Source organism: Stenotrophomonas sp. 116085_Sma, assembly GCF_056479585.1.
In genome coordinates, this window is record NZ_CM151057.1 from 2,336,012 (window position 1) to 2,358,889 (window position 22,878).

The following is a 22,878-nucleotide window of genomic DNA, read 5'->3' on the forward strand; positions in this document are numbered from 1 at the left end:
GTCACGGGCGGTCCTGCACGACCAGGCCCAGTACGTTGGCCGTGTCGTTGCCGCTGCCCGCTACCTGATTGAGTTGCAGGACCCCGTCGAATCCCCGCAGCGCGGTGCTGGCCACACCAACGCTACGGGTGCCCGTCGCAACGCCGCGACCGGCGTCGTCCCGCCCCCCTGCCAACGCGGAACCTTCGGCGGCCAAGGCCAAGTCGTCGGTTTCGCGTATGCCCTGTCGGGCCAGCGTCGCGCTGACGACGTTGAGCGTCGTGTTGGCGATGCCACTGGCCTGGTTGATGGATGCGATGCCACTGGCGCCCGCCAATGCGTCACCGCCGATGAGAGCGGCGGCATGCAGCGGCCCGGACAGCACGCGGTTGCCGTGCTGCAGTTGCCGGGCTGTGATCGCCACATCGGCGTGATCACCCTTGGCGATGCCGTGCAGGTTGGCCTGCAGGTTGAGGTCGCCTGCGGCCTGGTTCACGGCGATGGCGCCGTTCGCGCCGGCCAGTGCGCGGCCGTCGATGCGGGCCACGTCGAGGTAGGCGAGCATCCCGCTGTAGTCATCGGCATGCACTGTCCAGGGCAGTGGGCCGAGCAGCAGAAGCAGCCAGAGCGGGCGCTTCATTTTCCACCGGCCGGGGCTGTGCCCTGCAGTGGGAACTGGCCGAGCGCGCCGCGCACGGTATCGGCAATACCACGCGTGCTGCTGCCAACCGCGCCGAGCGGGCCACTCATGGCGCCACCGAGGTTGCTGCCGATCATGCCGTCGCCGCTGCGGCCGAGCGTACCGCCCAGGGCCTGCTGGGTGACCCGTTCAACGGTGGTGCCGCCGGTCGCTGCGGGGGAGCTGGCCTGACCGGCGCCCATGCCGGCGTAGTCCTCATCGCTGAGCTCGTCCATTCCGTTCGTGCCGCCGCCGGCCCCCAGCGCGGCGGCGATCTCGCGCTGCGGTTTCGGGTCGGCAATCAGGGCAACGCCCGGAGGGGCCATGCGATAGGCTGGACGCGCGGACACATCACGCAACAGGACAATTTCGCCCGGTTGCGGCTTCACGCCTTGGCGTGCGCCCGAAGCGGCTGCAGTTCCGGGCAGCAGCAACAGCAGGAAGGCCAGGAGAGCGCCAAGCCCGCGAACAAGTGGGGTGATACCGTCCATGCCGATCTCCCGCGATGGGTGCGGCGGAAACACGCATCAACCGTGCCAACATCAAGATGCCCACGCGACAGCGCCCGAGCGAAGCAGTGGGTATCCAGGCTGGTGCCACCGTGTTACAGGCACGTCGGGGAACTGTCGGGGTTTCGCAGCCCGAGGCTGCGCGGGGCAAGGGCGCGGCCGGACTGTCGCATTGCTGTTACAGCCCGCAGCGCGGACTGCAACGGTGCCGCTTCAGGCAAGCATTCCTTGACGCGCCAGTCATTGCGCCGCCGTTTAGGGAAGCGCTAGGATCCGCCCAACAAGGGCTGCCCTGGCGGCCGTAGAGGTCCCGGCGGGGGGCGGCACGCCGGTGATTGGCTGACAGTCCGCCGTCGGTGTCCGGATGCTGGGGGAAGCATGGCAGCGGTCCCGGAGGCTTCAACGTCACGTTGCGTGCTCTGGTTTGGCGAGCCGTTGGCGAACGAGCGCAGTGCGCTTGCGGCGGCAGGCTGGTATGTACGCAGCATCCGTCCCGATCCCGCGATGGCGATTGGCCTGCGCGGGCGTGATCGATTGCTCGCGGTGCTTGACCTGCGTCACCTGGATGCGGTGGCACTGCAGCTGCTCGCATCGTGGATCGAACAGCACCAGCACCTTCCGTGGCTGGCTGTGCTGCCGCCGGGTGCAGTGATCACGCCGCCTGCGTGGCAGCCGCTGCTGCAGCGATGCGTCGCGCGCTTCACACTGCCATTTGGGCTGCAGGACCTGGTCTGCGCGATGCGCCAGCAGTTCGATGCGGATGATCCACCTGTCGAAGAAGCGTGCAGTGGGCAGGGTCCACGCGCATTGATCGGCGAAAGCCCCGCGCTGCACGCCGTACGTACGGTCCTGCACAAATTTGCTCCGGTCGAACTTCCAGTCCTGGTCACTGGCGAAACCGGTACGGGCAAGGAACTGGCCGCGCATGCGCTGCATGCGTTGTCCGGTCGCGCGGGCAAGCCGTTCATCGCCGTCAACTGCGGTGCGATCCCGGCCAACCTGGTGCAATCGGAGCTGTTCGGTCACGAGCGCGGCTCGTTCACCGGTGCCGACAAGCGCCAGATCGGTGTTTTCGAGTCGGCCCGCGGCGGCACCGTCTTCCTGGATGAAGTGGGCGATCTGCCGCCAGAGGCACAGACCAGCCTGCTTCGCGTGCTGCAGGAAGGCACCTTCGAGCGTGTCGGCAGCAGCCAGCCGCTGCGGGCGGACGTACGCGTGCTGGCCGCCACCCACGTTGAACTGGAACATGCGGTGGCACAGGGCCGGTTCCGCAGCGACCTGTACTACCGGCTCAACGTGCTGCGCCTGTTGATGCCCCCTCTGCGTGAACGCGGTGCCGATGTGCAGCTGCTCGCCGGGCATTTCCTGCGCTGCTTCCGGCTGCGGCACAGCGTGCGCGCGCGTGGCTTCACTGCAGGCGCGCTGCAGGCCATGCGCCGCTTCGATTGGCCCGGCAACGTGCGTGAGCTGCTGAACCGGGTCCAGCGCGCGGCGATCATGGCCGAAGGTGAACTGATCAGCGAACGCGACCTGGAACTGGGCGCACCTCTGGCGACCCTGCCGGGGGCGATGCTGCACGATGCCCGCGGCCAGGCCGAACGCGATGTGCTGCTGCAGACGCTGCGCCAGACCGGCTACAACGTCTCCGAGTGCGCACGGCAGATGCAGATCTCGCGGGTGACGGTGTATCGCCTGTGCCGCAAGCACCGACTGGAGCTGCCTGCACAGCGCTGATCAGCGTGCCGCCACGTGCTTGAACAGGCGCAGCGGTTTTCCCGGAAGGCGCTCGATCACGCCCTTGGCCTCCAGATCAAGCTGCACGGCCTTCAACCACCAGCCAGCGGTGGCACCTGCCGGGAACAGCGAGGCGGGCAGGTGCGGCAGCAACGCCTGTTTCGCCTGCGCAACGGTCAGGCCTGGGGGGTGCGCAGGCAGGACTCGCAGCAGGGCCTGACGCATGGCCATGTACTTGGCGCGGTCCACGCGCTGGATATGGCCGGGCGTGGTGAAGCTCTCGATCTCGATCCGATCGGGCTCAGACATGGGTATCCCCCGCAACCTCGATGCGTGGGCTGCGCAAGCCCATGGCGATCCACGCCTTCATCAAACGGGCATGGAACCGCAGTGAGCGGGTCTGCAGGTTCGGCACGTCGTCGGGAAGGACAGAGGCATCAGGAAGATCACTGACCATCGTCCGCATCTCCACGGCGGGTCTTGCCGATGCCGGCCACAGCAGACCATACAGGCTCAGCCAATGGCCGCCGCTGAACTCCAGGAAGAGCGGCGTATTGCAGCAGCCTGCCAGGACGCGGCGGCTGCCGCCCCTGCTGGACAACCGCAACGCGCGCAGCATTGCATGCCCGGCATCGATGCTGACGCGATCCTTGCGGTGCATTACGAAGAGCGTCTGGCCATGCGGGCCCAGTACGTCGGGTGCTCCGGGCATCGACTGCAGGGTGGTGCCTGCCTTGCGGCAGCTGTCGCAGCAGCATTCGACGGTGGCAATGGGGTGCCCCGTGGTGGTCAGGCGGACCTGGCCGCAGGCGCAGGCAAGGGACTGTTGAGAGGGCATCTGAAGGATTTCCTGGGGTACTCGTCCATTCGACGAACCGGGGCGCCGGAAATCGACGGCATCCGCCTTCAAGGGCGCGTCATCCGATAGCGGATGCGGTACAGGTCCAACCCTGCACCGTCCGCGCGCCGCGCCGAATAGGTCAAGGTGCCGGGTTGCGAGCCATCCAGCATCGCGCCGTAGCTGTCGCCGGAGACCTCGTTCAAGGGGGAGGGCAATGCATGGCCCGTGTCATAACGGCCTCCACGCTCGTAGGCAATGAACTGGCGCACCGGTGCCCTTCCGAAGTCCAGGGCGCGGGCAAACACGAGCGTCCGGCCGTCGCCCAGGAAGGTGGCATCGAACTCCTGCGCTACGGTATTGAGGTCTCCCGCCAGCGGCCGGGCACGCTCCGCGACGCCACGGACCATCGTTGCGATGTAGAGGTCATGGCCACCCGCACCGCCTGCGCGATCGCTGGAGAACAGTAACGTGCCTGCATCCGGCGAAAGCATCGGCGCGAACTCATCGGCTGCGCTGTTCACTGCGGGGCCAAGATTGATCGGCTCCCCGAATCGACCGTCGCTCCCCATGCTGACCCGATACAGATCGTCGCCGCCCTGGCCGCCTGCGCGATCCGAACAGAAGTACACCACGCGGCCATCGGCGGAAAAGGCGGGATCGAAGTCGCGCCCCGGCGTGTTGAACGGCACCGGCGTCGCCAGCCGCCAGCGCTGCCCATCGTGGCGGGAGACCCAGATGTCATACCCGCCCGGACCGCCGGGCCGGTTGCGGCTGAACCACAGCGCGGTCTTTCCGTCGGGGCTCAAGGTCAGTCGAATCTCGTCGTACTGCGTGGATGCAACGCCCGGGGCAAAGCGCTCGGCCGGGCCGACGATCTGCAGTCCCCTTGATGGAGACGCGGGGGGCGACGCAGCAACCAGCAGCACCACGGCCAACAGCGTCTTCATGCCTGTCGCTCGAAATCGCTGACCCAGTTGGTTTCCCAGCTGCGCCCACCATCGACCGAGGCCGCCTGTTCCCAGCGCGCCGAACGCGGGGTAATGCGTGACCAGATCACCCGTGTCTGGATTGATCGACCGTCGTGCTGGTCTTCGCCGAAGAAGTGGCCGACACCGGCCTCGAAACCACCGCGCAGCGGCGCGCCGATCCGGGTCGGCTCCCGGCCATCCAGCCACCAGCTCAGCCAGTGCTGCTCCGCCGCATTCCAGGCACGGATGCCCATGCCGCGCAGCGGTGCTCCAGGCACGTCCATCAGGTTGTCACCCACGTTGCCGAATCCTCCCAGCACCGGCCAGTTGTGCAGGGTGCCGTTGAACGCGTCCCACGCATCGCTGCCTGCCAGCCGAGCGCGCAGGCGACGATGGCGCACGTTCCAATGGCCCACCAGGAAATCAAAGTCGCCTGGTGCATCCGGCAGCTTCGGAAGCGGAGAGGGAGCCGCAGCAGTGCGGCGAAACCAGTTGCGCCAGTTCACTTCCCAGTGCGCACCGGCATCATCGGAGAACGCCTGTTCCCACCACGGCTCCTCGCCGTGGATGTCATGCCAGCGGAACCACACATCGATGGGGCGCCCGTCGATCCGGTCGGTGCCATGGAAGCTGCCGGCGTTGCCTTCGAAAACACCGCGCACGGGGGCTTCGATACGGGCAGGGTTGCGGCCATCGATCCACCAGATCGACCACAGGGAAGACACCGGATCAAATGCACGCACGCCCAGGCCCCTGTAGGGGCCCGAAGGCAGCGCCATGACGTTGTCATCGATGGTGCCGAGTCCGCCCAGGGTGAGCCATACCGCGCTGGAGCCGGTGAAAGACTCCCAGCGGGTATCGCCCACCAAGCGCTCCTTCAGGCGTTGGTGCCGGACCTGCCAGTTGCCCTGCAACCATTTCCAGTCTTCGCTGTGGCCGGGCAGGGCCCACCCGGAGGGCAGCGCCGTGGACGCTGCCGCGGCGGCCAGGGTTGCCAGGAACTGCCGTCGATCCATGTGCGTGATCCCCTGTCGAAGGTGCCTCCATCGTTGCGCGTACCAAGGGGATTGACCACGCAGAAATCGGGGCTCAGGCTAAGTCACACTTATGGTCACCCAACGCCAACTGCCATCGCTTGCCGCCATCCGTGCCTTCGAGGCGGCGGCGCGACTGGGCAGCTTCGCGCGCGCCGCCGAAGAGCTTGACACCAGTGCGGCGTCGGTGAGCTACCACGTGCGGCGGCTGGAGGCCCAGACCGGGATCTGCCTGTTCCTGCGCCACGCACAGCACGTGGAACTGACGGTGGCGGGTGCCAGCGTCGCCCAGGAGGCCACCCGGGCATTCGATGCACTGCGCGCCAGCTTCATGCGCGCCGCTGACAGGGATGCGGCGCGACTGCGCCTGTCCGTGCTGCCGACGCTGGGCACCAGTTGGCTGACGCCGCGGCTGGGCACGTTCCGCGCCCGCCACCGGCAATTCGTGCTGGAACTGGACCTGTCGGCAGCGCCGCAGGATCTGGCCGCCGGCCACTTCGACGCCGCCATCCGCAATGGCCAGGGCGAATGGCCGGGTCTTCAGGCAACTCCCTTGTTTCCCAGCGTGTTCACACCGTTGTGTGCGCCGGCGCTGCTGCACGAGGCGCGTGGGCTGGGCAGCAGCGCGCTGGAGATTCCCCTGCTCGGGCGGCCGGACTGGTGGGCCCTGTGGTTTGCCGCGCACGGGCACCATCCACCGCCGGCACCGGAGAGTTTCGTCGCGCCCTTTGCCGTCGAGCATCTGGATGTCGGCGCCGCGATCGCCGGGCAAGGCATCGCCATTGGTTCGCCGATCCTGTTCCAGGCCGAGCTGGACAGCGGGCGGCTGGTGCAGGCGCATCCGGGCGTGGCCAGCGACGGTCGCGGCTTCTGGTTCGTGGCACCCACGGCGCGAGGTGGCAGTGCCAAGGTCATTGCATTCCGTGACTGGCTGGTCGAGCAGGCCGCCGAGGCGCGGCACGCAGCCCGCCATTACCTGGCCCGGGCGGTAATGCCATGAACCAGAGCCCTGAACTGCTGCGGCGCCTGCTGCGTGCCAAGGACCGGATGGATCGGGCCAGCCATGAGGAATGGCCCGTCGCGCGCCTGGCCGAGGTCAGTGCGGTGTCGCCGGCGCACTTCGCCCGCTCGTTCAAGCAGGCCTTCGGGCTGCCACCGCACCGCTATCTCCTCAGCCGGCGCATCGAACGGGCCGTGGCGATGTTGCGTGACACCGAGTTGCCGGTCACCGAAATTGCCGCGCAGACAGGGTGGAGCAGCCTGGGTACCTTCGGCCGCATCTTCCGTGACATCACCGGTGACAGCCCGGGCAATGTGCGTGAGCGTGAGCGTGCGGGTCAGGCGGCGTCGGCCAGCGTGCCGGAATGCCATGCACGCGCCGCGCAGCGCCCGGACCTGAAGATCGCAGTTTTGGAGAAGCGCCGCCGCGAGGCGGTTGCTAACGTGGACCCTACCTGAGGGAGGTCCCATGACGAACACTGTGAACACGGTCGGCCTGTATGTGCGCGACCAGGATGAGGCGCTGGCGTTCTACGTCGGCAAGCTCGGTTTCGAAGTGCATACCGACGTGCGCAATGGCAGCTACCGCTGGCTGACGGTACGCAGCCCGGGCCAGGACGGTTTCCAGCTGGGCCTGTTCGTGCCGGGCCCGCCCACCCACGATGCGGCCACCGCGCTTTCGCTGCAGCAGCTGGTAGCCAAGGGCGCAATGCCGCCCCTGGTGCTGGCGGTCGATGACTGCCAGGCACGCTACACGCAATGGCTGGCACAGGGCGTTGAATTCACCCAGCAGCCGATCGAGCGCTATGGCGCCGTCGACGCCGGATTCCGCGACCCATCGGGCAATGGCTGGAAGATGATCGAAGCCCGTTCCGAAGCGAGGCGCCGGCAATGAGCCGCGGTGGCTGGGCACGGCCCGTGCATCGTTGGACCTCGATCGTGTTCACCCTGGCGGTGATCGCCAACTTCGCCGTACGTGGGCTGGGCCAGGGCGAACCGGCGGCGTGGATCACCTATTCGCCGTTGCCGCCCTTGTTCCTGCAGCTGTTCACCGGGTTGTACCTGTTCGTGCTGCACTACAACGGCAGGTGCCGCAGCGCCGGGCAGGGCACTGCGGGTTGACGCTGGGTCAGGCGGCAGCGTCGGCGGCGTAGGCCGCCAGCAGCGCGGGAAGGTCTTCCATGCGCTGGAAGATCACCTGGGCACCGGCTGCGCGCAGCGCCTCGGGCGTGCTGTGGTGCGGGCCGCCCTCGCTGAAGCCGAACACGGTGGCGCCTGCCGCCACACCGGCGGTCGCACCGGTCACGGTGTCTTCGATGACCGCGCAGCGCTTCGGATCCACGCCCAGCGCGGCAGCGGCCGCCAGGTAGACGTCCGGGTGCGGCTTGGTGTTGGGCATGTCCTGGCCGCTGTAGACGTGGTCGCCGAAGGCATCGAGGATGCCGACCTTGCCCAGCTGCAGCTGCACCTTGTGCAGATCGGCGCCGGAAGCGCAGGCAATCCGCCCTTCGGTCGCAACTGCGATCGCACGCACCGCTTCCGGCGCGCCCTGGATCGCCTGCAGGTCACGCTCCAGGGCGATGTTGCGCTGCTGGCGGAATTCCTCCAGCCATTCCTCGGTGAACGGCTTGCCGGTGCGTTCTTCGATCAGTCCGGCCAGGTGGGCAACGGATTGGCCAAGGAAGACTTCCCCCGCCTGCGCTGGAGTCAATGGCCAGCCACGTTCGGTCAGCATCTCGGAGAGGACGCGGGCGACCAGTGGCTCGGAATCGACCAGTACGCCGTCGCAGTCGAACAGCACGGCATCGAAGGGGAAATGGGACATCTACAGCTCCAGAGGGCAATGCGGTGGTGCAATTGCCCGCCATTTTCCCACAGCCATCCTTGCGTGGCACCCGGACCGGGTGCCACCCATTCCCGGCAGGCCGGTCAGCCCAGGTCACACCCCGCCGGCTGGGGCCAGGTGGTGGCCGGCAGCATGTTCTTCAGCGAGGCAGGTGCGTTGATCGCCACGTAGCTGGCACCCAGCAGCTCCTCCAGATCGGCGATGGTCACCAGGTAGCTGTCCAGGCTGCCCAGGTTCGCTTCATTGGGGATGATCCAGCTGATCGCCTTGGCCGTGCCGGTGTTCGGATCGCGGGTGATGATCGTCTTCCAGAAGAACTCCGGCGTCGGGATGCCGTGGCTGGAAAGGAAATAGTCGTTGGCGGCGTCGCCGTAGACCACGCCACCGTAGACATCCACCGGCGCGATGTCGCGATAGCACTCGGCCACGTTCTCGGCCTTCACCCAGATGCCCTGGTTGAAGCTGGACACCTGCGGGACGATGTTGGTCATGTAGTTGGCGCGGCGGATGTACGTCGCGTTGTAGTCCATGTGGTTGGACGTCACCAGATGGCCCCGGTCATAGCCGGACTTGATGCTGGCGTAGGAGGCGGTGCTGGTCTGCCCGAGGCAGCCGGCCGGCAGGTCCGGGTCCTTGTAGAAGCTGGACGGCCGCGCGGCCGAACCAGTGTCTGCGGTCAGGGTGTATTCGTAGCGGGTGGCGCTGTGGATGCTGCAATCGTAGGTAAGCACGAAGCCGCCCTTGTTGAGGGTGACGACCTGGGCCTGGGCAGCGCCGGCGAAGGCACTGAGGACGAGCGCGAAGAAGAAGCTTGCAAGGCGCATTGCGGTTCTCCAGCAGAAGTTCAGGGCGCAGCCGTCCGCCACGGCCTGGCAGGGCGAGGTCATGGGGAGACGGTGCGGAGTGGGTGCAGCGGATTGCGGTGGGACGTGGCCGCGTTGTTGGGCTGTGGAGGCCCTGCGGTGTCGTAAGCGTCACAAGCTGTCGTCTTTCGGTCAACGACGAAAAGACGAAGCTGTGACCGCGCGCAAGCACTGGAGAGGTGTCAGATCACACGGCACGTGGGTGACATACGCGGGTGCTAGGGCGTTGTAGCGCAGGCGGTGTACGACTCGATATCCTGCGCAGCAGGACCGGGAGCCATGGGATCGGGCAAGGCGAATGATCAACAGTGAACTGCTTGCAGGGGCCGCTGCTGCCGCCCTGATCGGGATTGCAATCGTGGCCGCGCTGCGTCGACAGAGACGCCCGCCACATCGCAGTTTCAAGTGTGGGCGCTGCGGCAACGCCGCCCTCCATGACGAACGTACCCGTGGCGCCTGGCGCGCCGGCAAGCAGCGCTTCTACTGCAGCGCCTGTCATGCCGCCTGGCTGCGATCGCATCCACAGACTTCCGCGCCGCACCGCGGGGCGTCCGGATGCCTGGGCGTCGTTGGCACACTTGCATTGATGCCACTTGCAGGCCTGGTGGCGTGGGTGATCCACCGCGCCTGAATGTGATCGTGCATCGATCCAACCGGGCGCCGGGTTCGAAAGCGTCATGCTGCGTCGCAAGGTGCCACCCACCATTCGCACTGGTACGGTCCGACCCGTTGCACCACCACCGACGGGGAGAGACCACGATGCGCAAGGTAGTGCTGCTGTTGATCCTGCTGACCGGGCTGGCGCCCACCGCTTGGGCGGCCACGGTCAAGACCACCCATCGCACCATTCCCAGGTGGGATGGAACGCCTCTCGGGGCCTTCGTCATCGAACCGCAGGACGCGGGCAGCGGACGGCATCCGCTGCTGGTGATGCCCAGCAGCTGGGCCGTGCCCAGCGTGGAGTACGTGGGCGTGGCGCAGTCACTGGCCCGGCGCGGCTATGTAGTCATCAGCTACAGTTCGCGTGGCTTCTGGGAGTCCGGCGGCAGCATCGACATCGCCGGGCCGGCCACGGTCGAGGATGTCAGTGCGCTGATTGACTGGGCGCTGGACAACACCCGGGCCGATCCCACCCGTGTTGGCGTCTCGGGCATCTCGTACGGCGCCGGCACCAGCCTGCTGGCCGCGGCGCGCGACCCGCGCATCAAGGCGGTGGCGGCACTGAGTGGCTGGGCCGACCTGCAGGCCTCGCTGTACAGCAACGATACCCCCAGCGCACAGGGCATCGCGCTGCTGGTGGCCGCCGGCCTGGCCACTGGCCGTCCGGGAACGGAACTGGCCACCATCAACCGCAATGTGCTGGTGGGCAACTACCAGGGTGCTGTGGACTCACTGTTGCCTGTGGCGGCGCAGCGCAGCCCCGGGGCCAGCATCGATGAGATCAACGCCAACCAGCCGGCGGTGTTCCTGGCCAACGCCTTCAACGACAGCCTGTTCCCGCCGGGCCAGCTGGTGGACTTCTTCAACCGCCTGAAGGGCCCCAAGCAGCTGCAGTTGCGCCATGGCGACCACGCGCTCAACGAAGCCTTTGGCGCACTGGGCATTCCCAACGAGGTCTACGACGCGGTTGGCGACTGGTTCGACCACTACCTCAAGGGTGAAGCCAATGGCATCGACCGGCAGCCTGCGGTGCAGCTGAAGTCGCAGAAGGGCAGCTGGAGCACGTATCCGAACTGGCAGGCGACCAATGCCGGCGCCATCAGCTATGCGCTGACCGCGCCCAAAGGGCTGCTGCTGCCCACCGGCGGCCTGGCATAGAGCGGAAGCAGTACCGGCTGGAACTACCGTATCGGTAGTGGCCTGCTGACCGCTGCCAATTCGGGCGTGGCGATGGCCTCTGGCGCGCTGCAGATGATCAATCTGCCGCCAGGCGCCTATGTTCCGTTCGTGGGCCGCAACGCGGCCGGCGTCTGGCAGGGGCCGGTCCAGTGGAGTGCGCGACGCCTGGACGGCGCGCCGGAGGTGCGCCTGACCGTCACGCCCAGCCGCGCCGACACCACGCTGTATGCCTATCTGTACGCCGAGGATGTGCTGGGCAACGGCCAGCTGATCAGCCACAAGCCGTACACGCTGCGCGGCGCCACGCCGGGCCAGCCGAAGACGCTGGACCTGCGCCTGGAAGCGAGCAGCTGGAACATTCCGGCTGGCAGCCGCCTGACCCTGGTGGTTGATACGGTGGATCTGCGCTATTCCGGCATCAGCCAGTTGGGCGGCACGGTGACCTTCAGTTCACCAGCCAACGCGCCTTCGGTGCTGAAGGTGCCGTTGCATTGAGGCCAGAAGCCAGGGCCGTCGCCCGATGCCAAGTCGAGCGGCGGCTGTTTCCTGATGGGGTCAGTTGCTGCGCGCCCGGGCGGCCGCCGCGTTCGCGCGATTGATGCGATCCAGTCTTTCCTGTTTTTCGTATGCGTCCTTGGCGTCCATCACGCCACTGGCAGCATGCAACCACCCGCTGGTGGTGCACCCGGAAAGCAGAAGAGTGCAGGCGAGAGCAGAGGCGGCGAGGGTGACTTTCATCTGGATTCCTTGAGGCAACGGTCGCTCCCACGGATCTGAGCGCCTACGCGCATCGGGCGGGAGCGTCGCAAGCCTACTTCACGATGGCTTAACTTTGTGCGACCGACTGACTGGATTTATTTGTATGTTCAATTGGTTGGCGCCCATTTCCTGGCGTGGACAGCAGGCCGGATACGTTTCACGGGAGTCGCGGATGTCTGCAACGACGATGCTGGTCGCGGTACTGCTCGGTACCTCCGCAACGGTAGTCCCGCCCATCGATTGGCCTGACGTGCTGCAGAAGGATCTGGATGCAGCCGACGCGGCCATGCGCGGCAGCCATCCGGGCGCCGTGGATCTGCGGAATCCTGGTTTCGGCGCGCAGCTGGATGAAGCATTGGCCCTTGCGCGCTCGCGCACGGATCGGGTCTCCAGCTACCAGGGTTACTGGTGGGCGATGAAGGGCTATGCGGCGTCCTTCAACGATGGGCATGTCAGCCTCAACGCACTTCCCGGCGCGCCCGTGCTTCCAGCGCAGTGGCCCGGGTTCCTGACCGGTTTCGACGGCGATGCGCAGGTGGTCATGACCGTGGGCGGTGGTCCGGGCCACCCGCCGCTGGGGGCTCGATTGCTGTCCTGTGACGGCATCGATGCGCAGACGCTGGCTGCGCGCCGGGTGGGTGACTTCAGTGGGCGCTGGAACCTGCAGGCCAGCCGCATCCAGGGTGGCGGCGAAGTGCTGCTGGAGCAGGGCAATCCGTTCGTGCCAAGGTTACGCAGCTGCATTTTCCGTGTGAATGGTCGAGAGCAGGCCCATTCGCTACGTTGGACGCCAATCGATCCGGCAGCCCGGAAGGAACGCCTGGCCGATACCCGTCGCAGCTTCCGCCCGGCCAATGGCTGGCACATCATGCCCGATGGCGGCTACTGGATCACCACCAGCAGCTTCAATGCCGACCCTACGGAGCAGAACTTCAAGGAACTGACCGCGCTGCTCGAGCAGCTTGCTCCAAATGCCGAAGCACTGCAGCAGGCACCGTCGGTCGTGCTGGATGTGCGTGGCAACAGTGGCGGTGCTTCGCAATGGAGCATCGAACTGGCGCGATTGATCTGGGGCCGTGCCGCCGTGGACGGGCTGTCCGATCCCAGCTGGGTGGAGTGGCGGACCTCCGAGGCCAACATTGCCCAGTTGCGCAGCTTCCTGCAGAAGCTGGTGCGGGCGTCCGACGCATCGCCAGAGCTGCGTCGCATGCTGGAATCGGTGACGACGGGCATGGCACAGGCACGCGGCCGGGGTGAGGCAGTGTGGCGCGAGCCATCCGATACCAGGGCAGATACAGCATCAACCGCAGGCCCGGCAGCACCGCTGCGCAAGGGTAGGGTGGTGGTCGTGGCCGATGCGTCCTGCGGCTCGGCCTGCCTCGATGCACTCGATCTGTGGAAACGGCTGGGCGCGATGCAGGTCGGCGTCGAGACTTCGGCCGACAGCCTCTACATGGATGTCAGGCCGGAGCGGCTGCCGAGCGGACTGGCCAGGATTTCCGTACCGATGAAGGTTTTCCGAGGCCGGGTGCGCGGTTCCAATGAACCGCATGCTCCGGATCGTCGCTTTGACGGCGACATGCGGGACACACGCGCACTGGAAGCGTGGCTGCTGGCGCTGTGAGGACGCGCCTGCCCATGACACGGAATTCCCACGTGCTGTTGCCGGACGCAACGCTGGGTCAGCGCAGGTCCGGTGGATTCATCGAAGCGTCGCGGACACAGGGATCACCGGCGTCCGGTGTCAGGCGCGCCTCGATGTCTGGTGGAAACCGCGGAATCCTGCTGGTCTGCATCACCACCCAGCGCATGATCGTGTGCAGGTAGTTGAGTGGCAGCATCGTGAGCCACATGAAACCCGGGAGCTGCGCGTCTTCGGCGAAGATGCGCTCCTTGCCGGACGCGAAGCTCTCGCGCTTGCCGTCCAGCGGCATGCAGTAGCGCACCGCGTCCACGACGGCTGCCGGTCCTTCTTCCATGTAGCGCCGCAGGAACTCCCAGTGGGCATGTGCGTTCTCGATGCGAGAGGTCGCGATGCAGAACGCGAACGTCTCCCGTACTGTGACGCCATCCGCGTCCAGGATCAGTCCGCGTACATCCCAGTTGTACCATCCGAAGGTTCCGGTTCCGCGGCCAAGCGTGAAATAGACCTGGTCCCAGGGCACGCTGAGGGTGGTGCCATCCAGCCCGAACACGTGTATCTGCCGGTGCTTGCGATCGAGCGCGATCGGATAGTAGGTCCAGCGGAACAACTCGAGGCAGGCCACCCAGATGCTCGCTGCAGTGAAGGCGGCCAGCATCGCCATGCCGATGAATATCGCCTCCCACAGGCCATTTTCGTTGGGTAGCCTGTTCACGATCAGCAACCAGAGCAGCATCAGCACGCCGCCCAGCCCGAAGGCAATGCCGATCGCGCCCAGCAGGGCTGCAAAGCCACGCGCGGCGAACCAGCGATCCACCGAAACCAGGCAGTTCGAATTCATCTTCACCACGCACAGATGCGCCAACGGCACGACATCCAACCGCTTCTTCTGCAGCAGGCGGTGCTCGCGATCAAACGCATTCAGCGGGCGGTTGTTGGGAAACTTGCGCGTGTATCCGGTGTAATCCATGGGCGATCCCTGCGCGATTCCAGCGCCCGTTGGATTCTAGCGGGATTCTCCTGGGGGGGGGATCAGCGACGAACGTCGAACGGATGGCTATCCATCAGTGCCCGGACTTCAGCTTCGCGGGCAGGGCTGAAGTCGCCGGGAATGGCGTGCTTCAACGCGCCCGCGGCTAGTCCGAAGCGGACGGTGCTTTCTGCGTCTAGACCGGACAGCAATCCGTGCAGGACGCCGGCGGCAAAGGCATCGCCACCGCCGATGCGATCAACGATGCCGGGCAGCGGCCTCGGAGCGGCCTGCGCGCGGGTTTCATCGCGTCCCAGCAGCAGCGCACCGAGCACGTGATGGTCGGCGCTGATCACCTCGCGCTGGGTGCAGGCCAGCCACCGCAGGTGCGGGAACGCAGCAAAGGCAGCGGCCGCAGCGGCCTCGGTTCGAGCGACCGCATCGTCCTGCGGGAAGCGCAGTCCCAGCACCAGTTCGATGTCCCGATGATCGGCAAAGAGAATGTCGGTCTCGGCGAACAGCTCGCGCAGGATCGGCGCTGCATCGCCATCCCAGCGTTGCCACAATGAGGGACGGTAATTGCCGTCGAACGACACCTGCACACCGGCCGCGCGAGCCGCACGCACGGCACCCAGCACCGACTCGGCCACGTTGGCGCCCAGCGCCGGGCTGACGCCCGAAACATGCAGCAGGTGCGCGCCGGAAAGCAGGGCGGGCCACGCATGATCTTCGGCGCTGCTGTTTGCGAATGCAGAACCGGCGCGGTCATACACCACTTCACTGGCGCGCTGCACCGCACCGGTCGCCAGGAAGTACAGGCCCATGCGGTGACCCTCCACTTCACGCACGCCGGCCACGCCCACCCCATGCCGCCGCAGCTCGGCCACGGCGTGCCGGCCCAGCGCGCTAGCGGGTACCGTGCTGACCATCTGCACATCGTGGCCCAGGCAGGCCAGCGAGACCGCCACATTGGCCTCGGCGCCTCCCACATGAACCTGCAGCTGCGGCGTCTGCAGCAGCAGTTCACGACCGCGGGCGCCCAGGCGCAGCAGCAACTCACCGAAACAAACGACGCGGCTCATCGGTTCTCTCTCACTCGGAGGTGGTGCAGCCCAGCATGCGCATATCGATGGCATCGGCCATGCGCCGGTAGCCTTCGTCGTTGGGATGCAGATGGTCGCGGGTGATCTCGTTGGGCAACGACTCGGCTCCCTTCGGGTCACGCAGCGCGGCATCGAAATCGATGATGCCGTCGAAGCCGCTGTTGCCGCCGCGTGCCCACTGGTTGATCGCGGTGCGGGTGGCTGCGGACACGGGCTCGTAGCGCTCGGAACCGCCGAACGGGGTCAACGTACCCAGCCAGGCGCGGATGCCGTGCGCATGCAGCCGCGCCGCAACCTGCTGATAGCCCAGCAGCATGTCCGCCGCATTGCGTCCAGGCAGCGGCTGCGCGCCACCACCGTGGCGGATGTCATTGATGCCTTCGAACAGGATCACCTGATCGGCATCAGCCACCGCGATCACATCGCGATCCAATCGTGACAGCGCACTGTGGCTGCGGCCATGGTCAAGCAATTTGTTGCCGCTGATGCCCTGGTTGAGCACCACGAAGCGGTTGGGGCAGGCCTGCTGCAGGCGGTGCGCCAACCGCTCCGGCCACTGGTTGAAGGTGCCGCGACGTGCGGTGGCGCCTTCGGTGATGGAATCGCCCAGCGCCACGATTACCTGGGGACGATCATCACGCTGCACCATCACTGCCGAGAACACGTTCTGCTGGTAGCTCAGCCGCACGCTGTCGGCAACGGTTGCCTGCCTGCCGTCCGCTACCCGCAGCTCGGTGCGGCGCACGGCGGGACGGGTGGGCTGCGGGAAATAGGCACTCACGCTGATTTCCTGCAGCGCCGCCACCGGCATCCGCACCGGGTCGCTCAGCAGCGCGGCCCCGACCGGCACCTCGATGACCGCGCGGCCGTCCACCGTTACCGGCAGTGGTGCGGCCTTGCTGTTCTTCACTCCCACGCGCAGGTCCTCGACGCGCAGGGGCGCCGTGCCGAGTTCGTTGCTGATGCGCAGCCGCAGCACATCGCCACGGCTGCCAATGCGCATGTCCTGGCGCACGGTCTGTGCGGCGAACTGTACCGGCGCATCGGACGTCCCGTCCTTGCGGTCGGGCGCGGGCGCGGCCGTCCAGGCAGTGACCCACACGGGTGCGGCCCACGCAGCGGGCGCCGTCATGGCGGAGCAGAGCATCAATGAAAACAGAAGTGTCCAGCGCTGCATGGGCAGGAGTCCGGTCAGGTGTCAGGAGAAGTAAGTACCGCCGTTGACGTCCAGATTCGCGCCGGTGATGAACGCGGCCGCATCCGAGGCCAGGAACACCGCAGCGTCGGCAGCTTCGTCCGGCGCCCCCTGGCGGCGCAACGGGGTGGCGCCGGCAACGGCCGTGCGTACTTCCGGCTTGGTGAATTCGTCGTGGAAGCGGGTGGCGATCATGCCGCAGCACAGCGCGTTCACGCGGATGCCCTTCGGCCCCAGCTCCTTGGCCATGGCGCGGGTGAAGGTCATCACCGCCGCCTTGGCGGTGGCGTAGATCGATGCGCCCGGGCCGCCGCCATCACGGCCTGCCTGCGAGGCGAAGTTGACGATGGCCGCGCCTTCGCGCATGTGCGGCACCACTGCGTGGGTGGTGAGGTAGGTCGAGGTCAGGTTCAGGTCCATCACGGTGTGGAAGAACACCGGGTCGATGTCGGCCAGCGGCCGGCGCTGCACCATGCCACCGGCCACGTTCACCAACAGGTCGATGCGCTCGCCGAACGCGGCCTGTGCCGCAGCGACCAGGCCGGCGACGGCCGTGGCGTCGGTGGCGTCGGCGCGATGCACGATGGCCTGGCCACCGGCCGCATGGATCTGTGCCAGCGTTTCCTGGGCACTGGCCTCATCATTGGCGTAGTTGATGCAGACGCGTGCGCCGGCGGCAGCCAGCTTGATCGAAACGGCGCGACCGATATCGCGGCCACCGCCGGTGACAATGGCCACCTTGTCCTGGAACGACATGCGGAAAACTCCTTGGTTTGCGGGGGAATTGAAGAGAGATGCAGGCTCAACCGCCGCGGCGGTCGAGCTTGTGGATAGGCCCGGTCCACCACCACAGCGCAGCAAGCGACAGCGGCACCAGCGCGGCAACGAGGATGAAGATCGGGGCGTAGGAGTGGCGGGTCAGCACCGGCACCAGCCAAGTGGTGATCAAGGTGCCGGCTACTGCGGCCAGGCCCCCCAGGCCCGCCAGCGTGCCCACCGAGCGGCCGTCGAACAGATCGCCGGGAAGGGTCTGGATGTTGCCGATGGCCACCTGGAAGCCGAACAGCACCGCAGCGATTGCCAGCACCGCCAGCAGCGGCTGGTTGGCCAGCACGGCACCCAGCAGGGCAGGAGCCATGACCACGCAGCCCAGCGTTATGGACAGCTTGCGGGCGCGGTCCACGCTGTGCCCGGCGCGGATCATCCGCCCGGAGAGCCAGCCGCCGCTGAGGCTGCCCAGCATCGCGCCGACAAACGGCACCCAGGCGAACAGGCCGATCTGCTTGATGTCGAAGCCGAAGGTTTCAGCCAGGTAGATCGGCAGCCAGGACACGAACAGCCACCAGATCGGGTCCAGCAGGAAGCGGCAGGCGAGCATGCCCCAGCTCTGCCGGTGGGCCAGCAGCTCACGAACGCTGGCCTTCGGCGCCACCACCGCCTTTTGCCCGGCCTGGTCTTCCTGGATCAGCCGGCGCTCGGCATCGCTCACCCACGGATGCTTGTCCGGGCCGGCGCGGTAGACAAACAGCCACGGCAGCAGCCACAGGAAACCGATTGCACCGACCAGCACGAAGGTGCCGCGCCAGCCCAGCCACAAGTAGAGGCCGGCGATGGCCGGTGCGGAGACGATCGCCCCGATCGACGCACCTGCGTTGAACACGCCCTGCGCCAATGCGCGCTCGCGCGCCGGGAACCACTCGGCATTGGCCTTCACCGCGCCCGGCCACGCGCCTGCTTCGCTGATGCCGAGCATCGCCCGTACCAGGCCGAAGGACAGCATCGAATGGGTGACCGAATGCAGGGCGATGGAGATCGACCACACGCTGATCGACAACGCGAAACCCAGGCGCGTGCCGATCATGTCGAACAACCGCCCGAACAGGAGCTGGCCGGAGGCGTAGAACAGCATGAACACCGTCACCAGCAGGGCGTAGTCATCCTTGGTCGCCCCCACTTCCTTGGCGATTTCCGGCCACATCACCGCCAGTGCATTGCGGTCGATGTAGTTGATGACCGTGGCCACGGCAATCAGGCCCACGATCAGCCAGCGCACTGCTGAACGCACCGGCACCTTGCGCAGCTGGGCCACCACCGCAGGGCCGTTCATTTTGCGTCACCCTTGCTGCGGTCCATGCGCGCGTGGCTGCCGCTCCAGCGGTAGGCATGGCCGTCCACGGTCACGCTGTGCTCGCCCTTGGCGCTGCTGTCATCGGACACGCCCAGCGCGATGCGCGCTCCACTGGCAAGGCGCAGTTCGATCACCTCGGCATCGCTGCCGCGGGTGCGCACGATGTCCTTGATGCGGCTGTCGGCGCCGTGCACGTACTCGGCGGTGCCGTTGTACTCGCCATGCGGCTCCAGCACGCTGAAGAAGGTCACGTCCTTCTGGCCTTCCACGCGTTGCAGCAGCGCCGGCTCGCGGCGCAGGTTGAACTCCGGATCGTTGGCACCGCTTTCCACCAGCAGCGCCTGTGCAGGCGCACTGCTGCCGAAGCGGTAGGTGTAGAAGCGCCCATCCAGCAGCCAGGCCAGCGAACGCGGCGCGCTGCCGGGTTTGCTGCGTGCATCCAGCCACAGGTGCTGGTAGCCGTTGTCCTTGCCCAGCACTGGGCGCTGGGCGGGGAAGTGTTCGGCCTCGAAGCCGGTGGTGACGATGTGGCCATTGAAGTGCAGCGGCAGGTCGTAGCGCGCGGCCTTGTCCCCGTGCACCTTCAGCAGGTCCAGCACCACCGGCAGGCCCAGGTCGGGGTGGCGCAGCAGCGCCTGGGTGCGGGTGAATACCACGCCGGGATAGGCATCGCTCATCGTTGCCGAGGCAATCTGGGTATCGGCATCGGCCTGGAAGAAGCGCACCTGCGGGGCGTGCTCCTCGCCGCGCTTCCAGTCACCCTTGAAGTGGCTCTGCTCGTCCACCACCAGGGTGTTGTGGGCCACGGTCTGTTTGGCCCAGCTGCGGTTCTCCGGCAGGTAGATGCCACCGCGCTTGGCTTCCACGTTGAGGAAGCGTGCTGCACCGTAGTCGGTCACCACCGGATTGCCGTTGTCGTAGAACAGCCAGTTGAGCTTATCGAAGTGGCCATGGCCCATGCCCTGCATCGTGTCCTTCTGCACCAGTGCCTGGCCGCGTTCGCCGTTCATGCGCAGGATCGCCAGGCCGCCGCGTTCGCCGTCGGGGCCATCGCGCAGCAACATCGGCCGGTAGTCGAAGGGCCTGGCCTTGTTCGCGGCCAGTGCCTGCGCCACCTGCAGGCCGTCGGGTGACAACAGCAGGCGTTTCTGCTGCTGGGCCACCGACAGCAGGCGGTCATCGCCGGTGCGCGCATAGGCGATGCCGATGCCGGCCACCAGCTCTTCGGTGTCGATGCCCTTGTCCAGGATGGCGTCGTTGATCGGGAAGAACAGGCCGTTGTAGCTGGACTGCACCAGCACATCCACGGCCTTCAACAGCACGCCGTCGCGGCGCGCGAATATCTTCCGCTGCGGTTCGTTGCGTTCGATGGCATTGGCGAAAAGCAGGAACGGCGCCAGTGCGTAGCGCTGGTAGTAGGGGCCTTCCTCGTAGTAACCATCGGGCGAGAACAGCAGGTCGATCTGCCGCAGGAAGCCGAACCGGTCATCTTTCTGGCTGCCCCGCAGGGACTTCTCCACGAGTTCCTGGTCGCGCAGCACGTAGCCGGTCATGCCGGTGGCGGCCACCGCCCAGGTGGCGTGGTTGTGGATCTGGTCGTAGTTCTTCGGCTCGCTGACGAGGAACTCGGCCATCGGCCGGAACACCTTCGATTCGATGGTGTCGCGGTCCCCGATGGACAGTGCGTCACGGATCGCGTCGTAGCCCTGGATGGCGTTGACCAGCCATACCGAATCGTTGAGCACCTGCCAGAACACGCGCCCGGGGATCTGCCCGCGGCCTTCCGGGTGCGGGCCCAGCGCCGGGTAGAGCTGGGCATACTGCAGCAGCATGTCGCGCGCATAGTCCACGTAGGCCCTGTCGCCGGTCAGCCGGTACAGCGTGCCCGCCGCCAGCAGCGCCTGGTAGTTGCGCTTGTGCTGTTCATGGGTGCGGCCGCCGCCCTTGTCCTTGGGTACCGGCACGTCGATACCGGCCTTCATCATCTTCTTCAGCGTCGCCTCGGTGCGCGCCTGCTCCTTGGCGAACCACGGGTAGCGGCGCCCTTCGCTGGCCATCTGCTGCCACTGCGCAGCGGTGACCAGCACCGGCGCGGCCTCGGCCTGTCGCACGGCAGCAGCGGGGGCCGCGAACAGCGATGCGCTCGGCAGCAGGGCGAAGGGGGCGGCCAAGGCCAGGGAAACGAACAGCGGCTGCAACCTCATCGATCAACTCCATTGCGGGTGCGTGACAGGGCAACTTCGCCCACCTTGGGATACCAGTCGACGCCGATCGCCTCGCGCGCGGTCATCGCCAGGGCAGGATCGGCACCCACGGCGGGCAGGGCAGGCGTGGCCACCCACAATCCGCTGGCAGCCTGCTGCAGGCTGACGGCTCGGCTCTCTACGCCTCCCGGGAACACGGTGCTGGCTGCCGGCGACTGCACGTTGCCGCTGAAGCCGATGCCGGCCAGCGAACTGGCGGTATTGGGCGGGTTGCTGCTAGTGCGGTTGACGATCAGGTTGCCAGTGAAGCGGCTGTTGCTGGCGGCAACCACGATGCCCTTGGTTTCATCATGGCCGACACCGAAACTGATTTTCGCCACGTCCACGAAGGTGTTGCGGCTGATCGTGGCATTCACCACCGGCGCATAGCCGGACAGCGGCGGACTGGCCTGCGCATCCATCACCGCCAGTGCCGAACGGTTGCTGGACCCGGCCAGCCGTTCAAAGTAGTTGTTGCTGACGGTCTGGTCGGCGTTGATGATGCGTACGCCGCCGGTGCCGGCCTTGTCGTCGCCGAGGAAGACATTGTCGATCACCCGGTTGCCATTGCCGTGGCGCAGGGTCAGCGCGCCGGCCGAACGATAGAACACGTTGCCGCGGTAGGTATTGCCGCCAGACTTGTTGGAGACGATTTCGGTCTCGCCGTCGCAGCCTTCGAACCAGTTGTTCTCCACCGTGCTGTTGGAATTGCTCAGTGAGGTGTCACTGGTGCCGACGCGGATCGTTTCACCGCCGTTGACGCCCAGCGCTGGGCGTGGGCCGAACCAGTTGTGGTCGATGCGGTGCTGGTTGTCCAGGCCCTGGGTGGCATCGCGCACCACCACCACGGTCGGCCCGGCGTTGGTCTTGCCGCGCAACTGGCTGTGATCCAACCGGTTGTTGCTGCCATACAGCGATACCCAGTAGTCCTGGTCGCTGGCATCCGGGTTGGTGTAGTCATCGATCACCAGGCCGGTGACGCGACTGTTGCTGGCGACGGCCTTGCTCGACTCGCGGAACGCGACCACTGCATCACCCGGCGTATAGCCGTTGCGGAACACCAGGTTGGACACCTGCAGGTAGTTCCCCGCCAGGCGCAGGTCCGAGCGCCCGCTGAGGACGACCTTGCCGGCGGTCTGCGCGCGCAGCACGATCGGCGCGGCTGCCGTGCCCTGGGCCTTCAGCAGCAACCGGGCGTCGGTCCAGATGCCGTCAGCCAACACGATCTCATCGCCGGGCTGCAGCGCCGAGGCGGCGGTAGCGAACTCAGCGACATCGTGGACGAGCCAGCTGGCTGCACTTGCTGCTGAAGTGGTCAGGCACATGGCTAGACCAGTGGCCAGGCAAAACAGTGATGAATTGTTGTGCGGGTGACGCGCCAGCGAGTGAATGCGCATGAAATCCTTCCAGGGATGGCCCGGCCGTCGTTTCAGGGTGGGTCTGCATACCACTTTCGGGCCTGTTGTAAGCCAGCTTTCGCGCAAAGTCATGCTGCAGAAGCACATTAAATTGCGATCAACTGGTATGGATAAAAGGCATTTGCGCAG

Annotated in this window: 22 protein-coding genes and 1 pseudogene; 7 read left to right on the top strand and 16 right to left on the bottom strand. The window is 66.6% G+C overall.

Annotated elements, in window-relative coordinates:
• Nucleotide 1: 1 nt before the first annotated feature.
• Nucleotides 2-619, bottom strand: a complete 618-nt coding sequence (locus ACZK0Z_RS10960; protein ID WP_478449630.1) for a hypothetical protein — start codon at nucleotides 617-619, stop codon at nucleotides 2-4.
• Nucleotides 616-1,149: a hypothetical protein gene (locus ACZK0Z_RS10965; RefSeq protein WP_197631928.1), complete on the bottom strand. Its 534-nt coding sequence runs from the start codon at nucleotides 1,147-1,149 to the stop codon at nucleotides 616-618. Before ACZK0Z_RS10965 ends, ACZK0Z_RS10960 begins: the two co-directional genes overlap by 4 nt.
• A gap of 396 nt (nucleotides 1,150-1,545) precedes the next feature.
• Between ACZK0Z_RS10965 and ACZK0Z_RS10970 the strand changes: the two genes are divergently transcribed.
• Nucleotides 1,546-2,901, top strand: a complete 1,356-nt coding sequence (locus ACZK0Z_RS10970; RefSeq protein WP_197631929.1) for a sigma-54 dependent transcriptional regulator — start codon at nucleotides 1,546-1,548, stop codon at nucleotides 2,899-2,901.
• On the opposite strand, the gene ACZK0Z_RS10975 is transcribed toward ACZK0Z_RS10970, so the two are convergent.
• The 4 genes from ACZK0Z_RS10975 to ACZK0Z_RS10990 all read right to left on the bottom strand — a co-directional run bounded on the left by ACZK0Z_RS10975 (nucleotide 2,902) and on the right by ACZK0Z_RS10990 (nucleotide 5,726).
• On the bottom strand, nucleotides 2,902-3,210 hold the full coding sequence (locus tag ACZK0Z_RS10975; protein WP_197631930.1) for a DUF6958 family protein: 309 nt from the start codon (nucleotides 3,208-3,210) through the stop codon (nucleotides 2,902-2,904).
• On the bottom strand, nucleotides 3,203-3,739 hold the full coding sequence (locus ACZK0Z_RS10980; RefSeq protein WP_197632019.1) for a GFA family protein: 537 nt from the start codon (nucleotides 3,737-3,739) through the stop codon (nucleotides 3,203-3,205). Before ACZK0Z_RS10980 ends, ACZK0Z_RS10975 begins: the two co-directional genes overlap by 8 nt.
• A gap of 68 nt (nucleotides 3,740-3,807) precedes the next feature.
• The gene (locus tag ACZK0Z_RS10985; protein ID WP_197631931.1) at nucleotides 3,808-4,689 is read right to left on the bottom strand and encodes a TolB-like translocation protein; all 882 of its coding nucleotides are present in this window, start codon (nucleotides 4,687-4,689) and stop codon (nucleotides 3,808-3,810) included.
• Nucleotides 4,686-5,726 (bottom strand): twin-arginine translocation signal domain-containing protein, encoded by a 1,041-nt coding sequence (locus ACZK0Z_RS10990; RefSeq protein ID WP_197631932.1) that lies wholly within the window; start codon nucleotides 5,724-5,726, stop codon nucleotides 4,686-4,688. The genes ACZK0Z_RS10985 and ACZK0Z_RS10990 overlap by 4 nt, the downstream gene beginning before the upstream one ends.
• Before the next feature lie 91 nt (nucleotides 5,727-5,817).
• On the opposite strand from ACZK0Z_RS10990, the gene ACZK0Z_RS10995 reads away from it, so the two are divergent.
• Genes ACZK0Z_RS10995 through ACZK0Z_RS11010 form a run of 4 tightly spaced genes read left to right on the top strand, consistent with a single transcriptional unit; the run spans nucleotide 5,818 to nucleotide 7,865 of the window.
• A complete protein-coding gene (locus ACZK0Z_RS10995) occupies nucleotides 5,818-6,744 on the top strand; it encodes a LysR substrate-binding domain-containing protein (protein WP_049430433.1) in 927 nt (308 codons plus the stop codon).
• Nucleotides 6,741-7,202: a helix-turn-helix domain-containing protein gene (locus tag ACZK0Z_RS11000; protein WP_005409769.1), complete on the top strand. Its 462-nt coding sequence runs from the start codon at nucleotides 6,741-6,743 to the stop codon at nucleotides 7,200-7,202. Before ACZK0Z_RS10995 ends, ACZK0Z_RS11000 begins: the two co-directional genes overlap by 4 nt.
• 10 nt (nucleotides 7,203-7,212) lie before the next feature.
• Nucleotides 7,213-7,638 (top strand): VOC family protein, encoded by a 426-nt coding sequence (locus tag ACZK0Z_RS11005; RefSeq protein ID WP_049430432.1) that lies wholly within the window; start codon nucleotides 7,213-7,215, stop codon nucleotides 7,636-7,638.
• Nucleotides 7,635-7,865, top strand: coding sequence for a hypothetical protein (locus ACZK0Z_RS11010; RefSeq protein WP_049430431.1), 231 nt, complete (start codon nucleotides 7,635-7,637; stop codon nucleotides 7,863-7,865). Before ACZK0Z_RS11005 ends, ACZK0Z_RS11010 begins: the two co-directional genes overlap by 4 nt.
• A gap of 7 nt (nucleotides 7,866-7,872) precedes the next feature.
• On the opposite strand, the gene ACZK0Z_RS11015 is transcribed toward ACZK0Z_RS11010, so the two are convergent.
• Both ACZK0Z_RS11015 and ACZK0Z_RS11020 read right to left on the bottom strand, forming a co-directional pair.
• Nucleotides 7,873-8,568 (bottom strand): HAD family hydrolase, encoded by a 696-nt coding sequence (locus ACZK0Z_RS11015; protein ID WP_049430430.1) that lies wholly within the window; start codon nucleotides 8,566-8,568, stop codon nucleotides 7,873-7,875.
• A gap of 104 nt (nucleotides 8,569-8,672) precedes the next feature.
• Nucleotides 8,673-9,413 (bottom strand): DNA/RNA non-specific endonuclease, encoded by a 741-nt coding sequence (locus ACZK0Z_RS11020; RefSeq protein ID WP_049430429.1) that lies wholly within the window; start codon nucleotides 9,411-9,413, stop codon nucleotides 8,673-8,675.
• A gap of 798 nt (nucleotides 9,414-10,211) precedes the next feature.
• Here ACZK0Z_RS11020 and ACZK0Z_RS11025 point away from each other — a divergent pair.
• Nucleotides 10,212-11,786: pseudogene (locus ACZK0Z_RS11025) on the top strand (S15 peptidase family protein).
• A 60-nt stretch (nucleotides 11,787-11,846) separates the two neighbouring features.
• Here ACZK0Z_RS11025 and ACZK0Z_RS11030 read toward each other — a convergent pair.
• Nucleotides 11,847-12,029, bottom strand: coding sequence for a hypothetical protein (locus tag ACZK0Z_RS11030; protein WP_049430425.1), 183 nt, complete (start codon nucleotides 12,027-12,029; stop codon nucleotides 11,847-11,849).
• A 193-nt stretch (nucleotides 12,030-12,222) separates the two neighbouring features.
• On the opposite strand from ACZK0Z_RS11030, the gene ACZK0Z_RS11035 reads away from it, so the two are divergent.
• The gene (locus ACZK0Z_RS11035) at nucleotides 12,223-13,674 is read left to right on the top strand and encodes a S41 family peptidase (protein WP_197619235.1); all 1,452 of its coding nucleotides are present in this window, start codon (nucleotides 12,223-12,225) and stop codon (nucleotides 13,672-13,674) included.
• Nucleotides 13,675-13,732: 58 nt separating this feature from the next.
• Here ACZK0Z_RS11035 and ACZK0Z_RS11040 read toward each other — a convergent pair whose 3' ends face one another.
• The 7 genes from ACZK0Z_RS11040 to ACZK0Z_RS11070 form a co-directional block, all read right to left on the bottom strand.
• A complete protein-coding gene (locus ACZK0Z_RS11040; RefSeq protein WP_100443844.1) occupies nucleotides 13,733-14,662 on the bottom strand; it encodes a DUF6708 domain-containing protein in 930 nt (309 codons plus the stop codon).
• Nucleotides 14,663-14,724: 62 nt separating this feature from the next.
• Entirely contained in the window at nucleotides 14,725-15,744 is a 1,020-nt protein-coding gene (locus ACZK0Z_RS11045) for a sugar kinase (protein ID WP_197631933.1), read from the bottom strand.
• Nucleotides 15,745-15,754: 10 nt separating this feature from the next.
• On the bottom strand, nucleotides 15,755-16,942 hold the full coding sequence (locus ACZK0Z_RS11050) for a GDSL-type esterase/lipase family protein (protein WP_197631934.1): 1,188 nt from the start codon (nucleotides 16,940-16,942) through the stop codon (nucleotides 15,755-15,757).
• A 21-nt stretch (nucleotides 16,943-16,963) separates the two neighbouring features.
• Entirely contained in the window at nucleotides 16,964-17,716 is a 753-nt protein-coding gene (locus ACZK0Z_RS11055) for an SDR family NAD(P)-dependent oxidoreductase (protein ID WP_197631935.1), read from the bottom strand.
• A 46-nt stretch (nucleotides 17,717-17,762) separates the two neighbouring features.
• Nucleotides 17,763-19,067: an MFS transporter gene (locus tag ACZK0Z_RS11060; RefSeq protein ID WP_197631936.1), complete on the bottom strand. Its 1,305-nt coding sequence runs from the start codon at nucleotides 19,065-19,067 to the stop codon at nucleotides 17,763-17,765.
• Nucleotides 19,064-21,292 (bottom strand): oligoalginate lyase, encoded by a 2,229-nt coding sequence (locus ACZK0Z_RS11065; protein ID WP_197631937.1) that lies wholly within the window; start codon nucleotides 21,290-21,292, stop codon nucleotides 19,064-19,066. Before ACZK0Z_RS11065 ends, ACZK0Z_RS11060 begins: the two co-directional genes overlap by 4 nt.
• The gene (locus ACZK0Z_RS11070; RefSeq protein WP_197631938.1) at nucleotides 21,289-22,728 is read right to left on the bottom strand and encodes a polysaccharide lyase 6 family protein; all 1,440 of its coding nucleotides are present in this window, start codon (nucleotides 22,726-22,728) and stop codon (nucleotides 21,289-21,291) included. The genes ACZK0Z_RS11065 and ACZK0Z_RS11070 overlap by 4 nt, the downstream gene beginning before the upstream one ends.
• Between the last annotated feature and the right edge of the window lie 150 nt (nucleotides 22,729-22,878).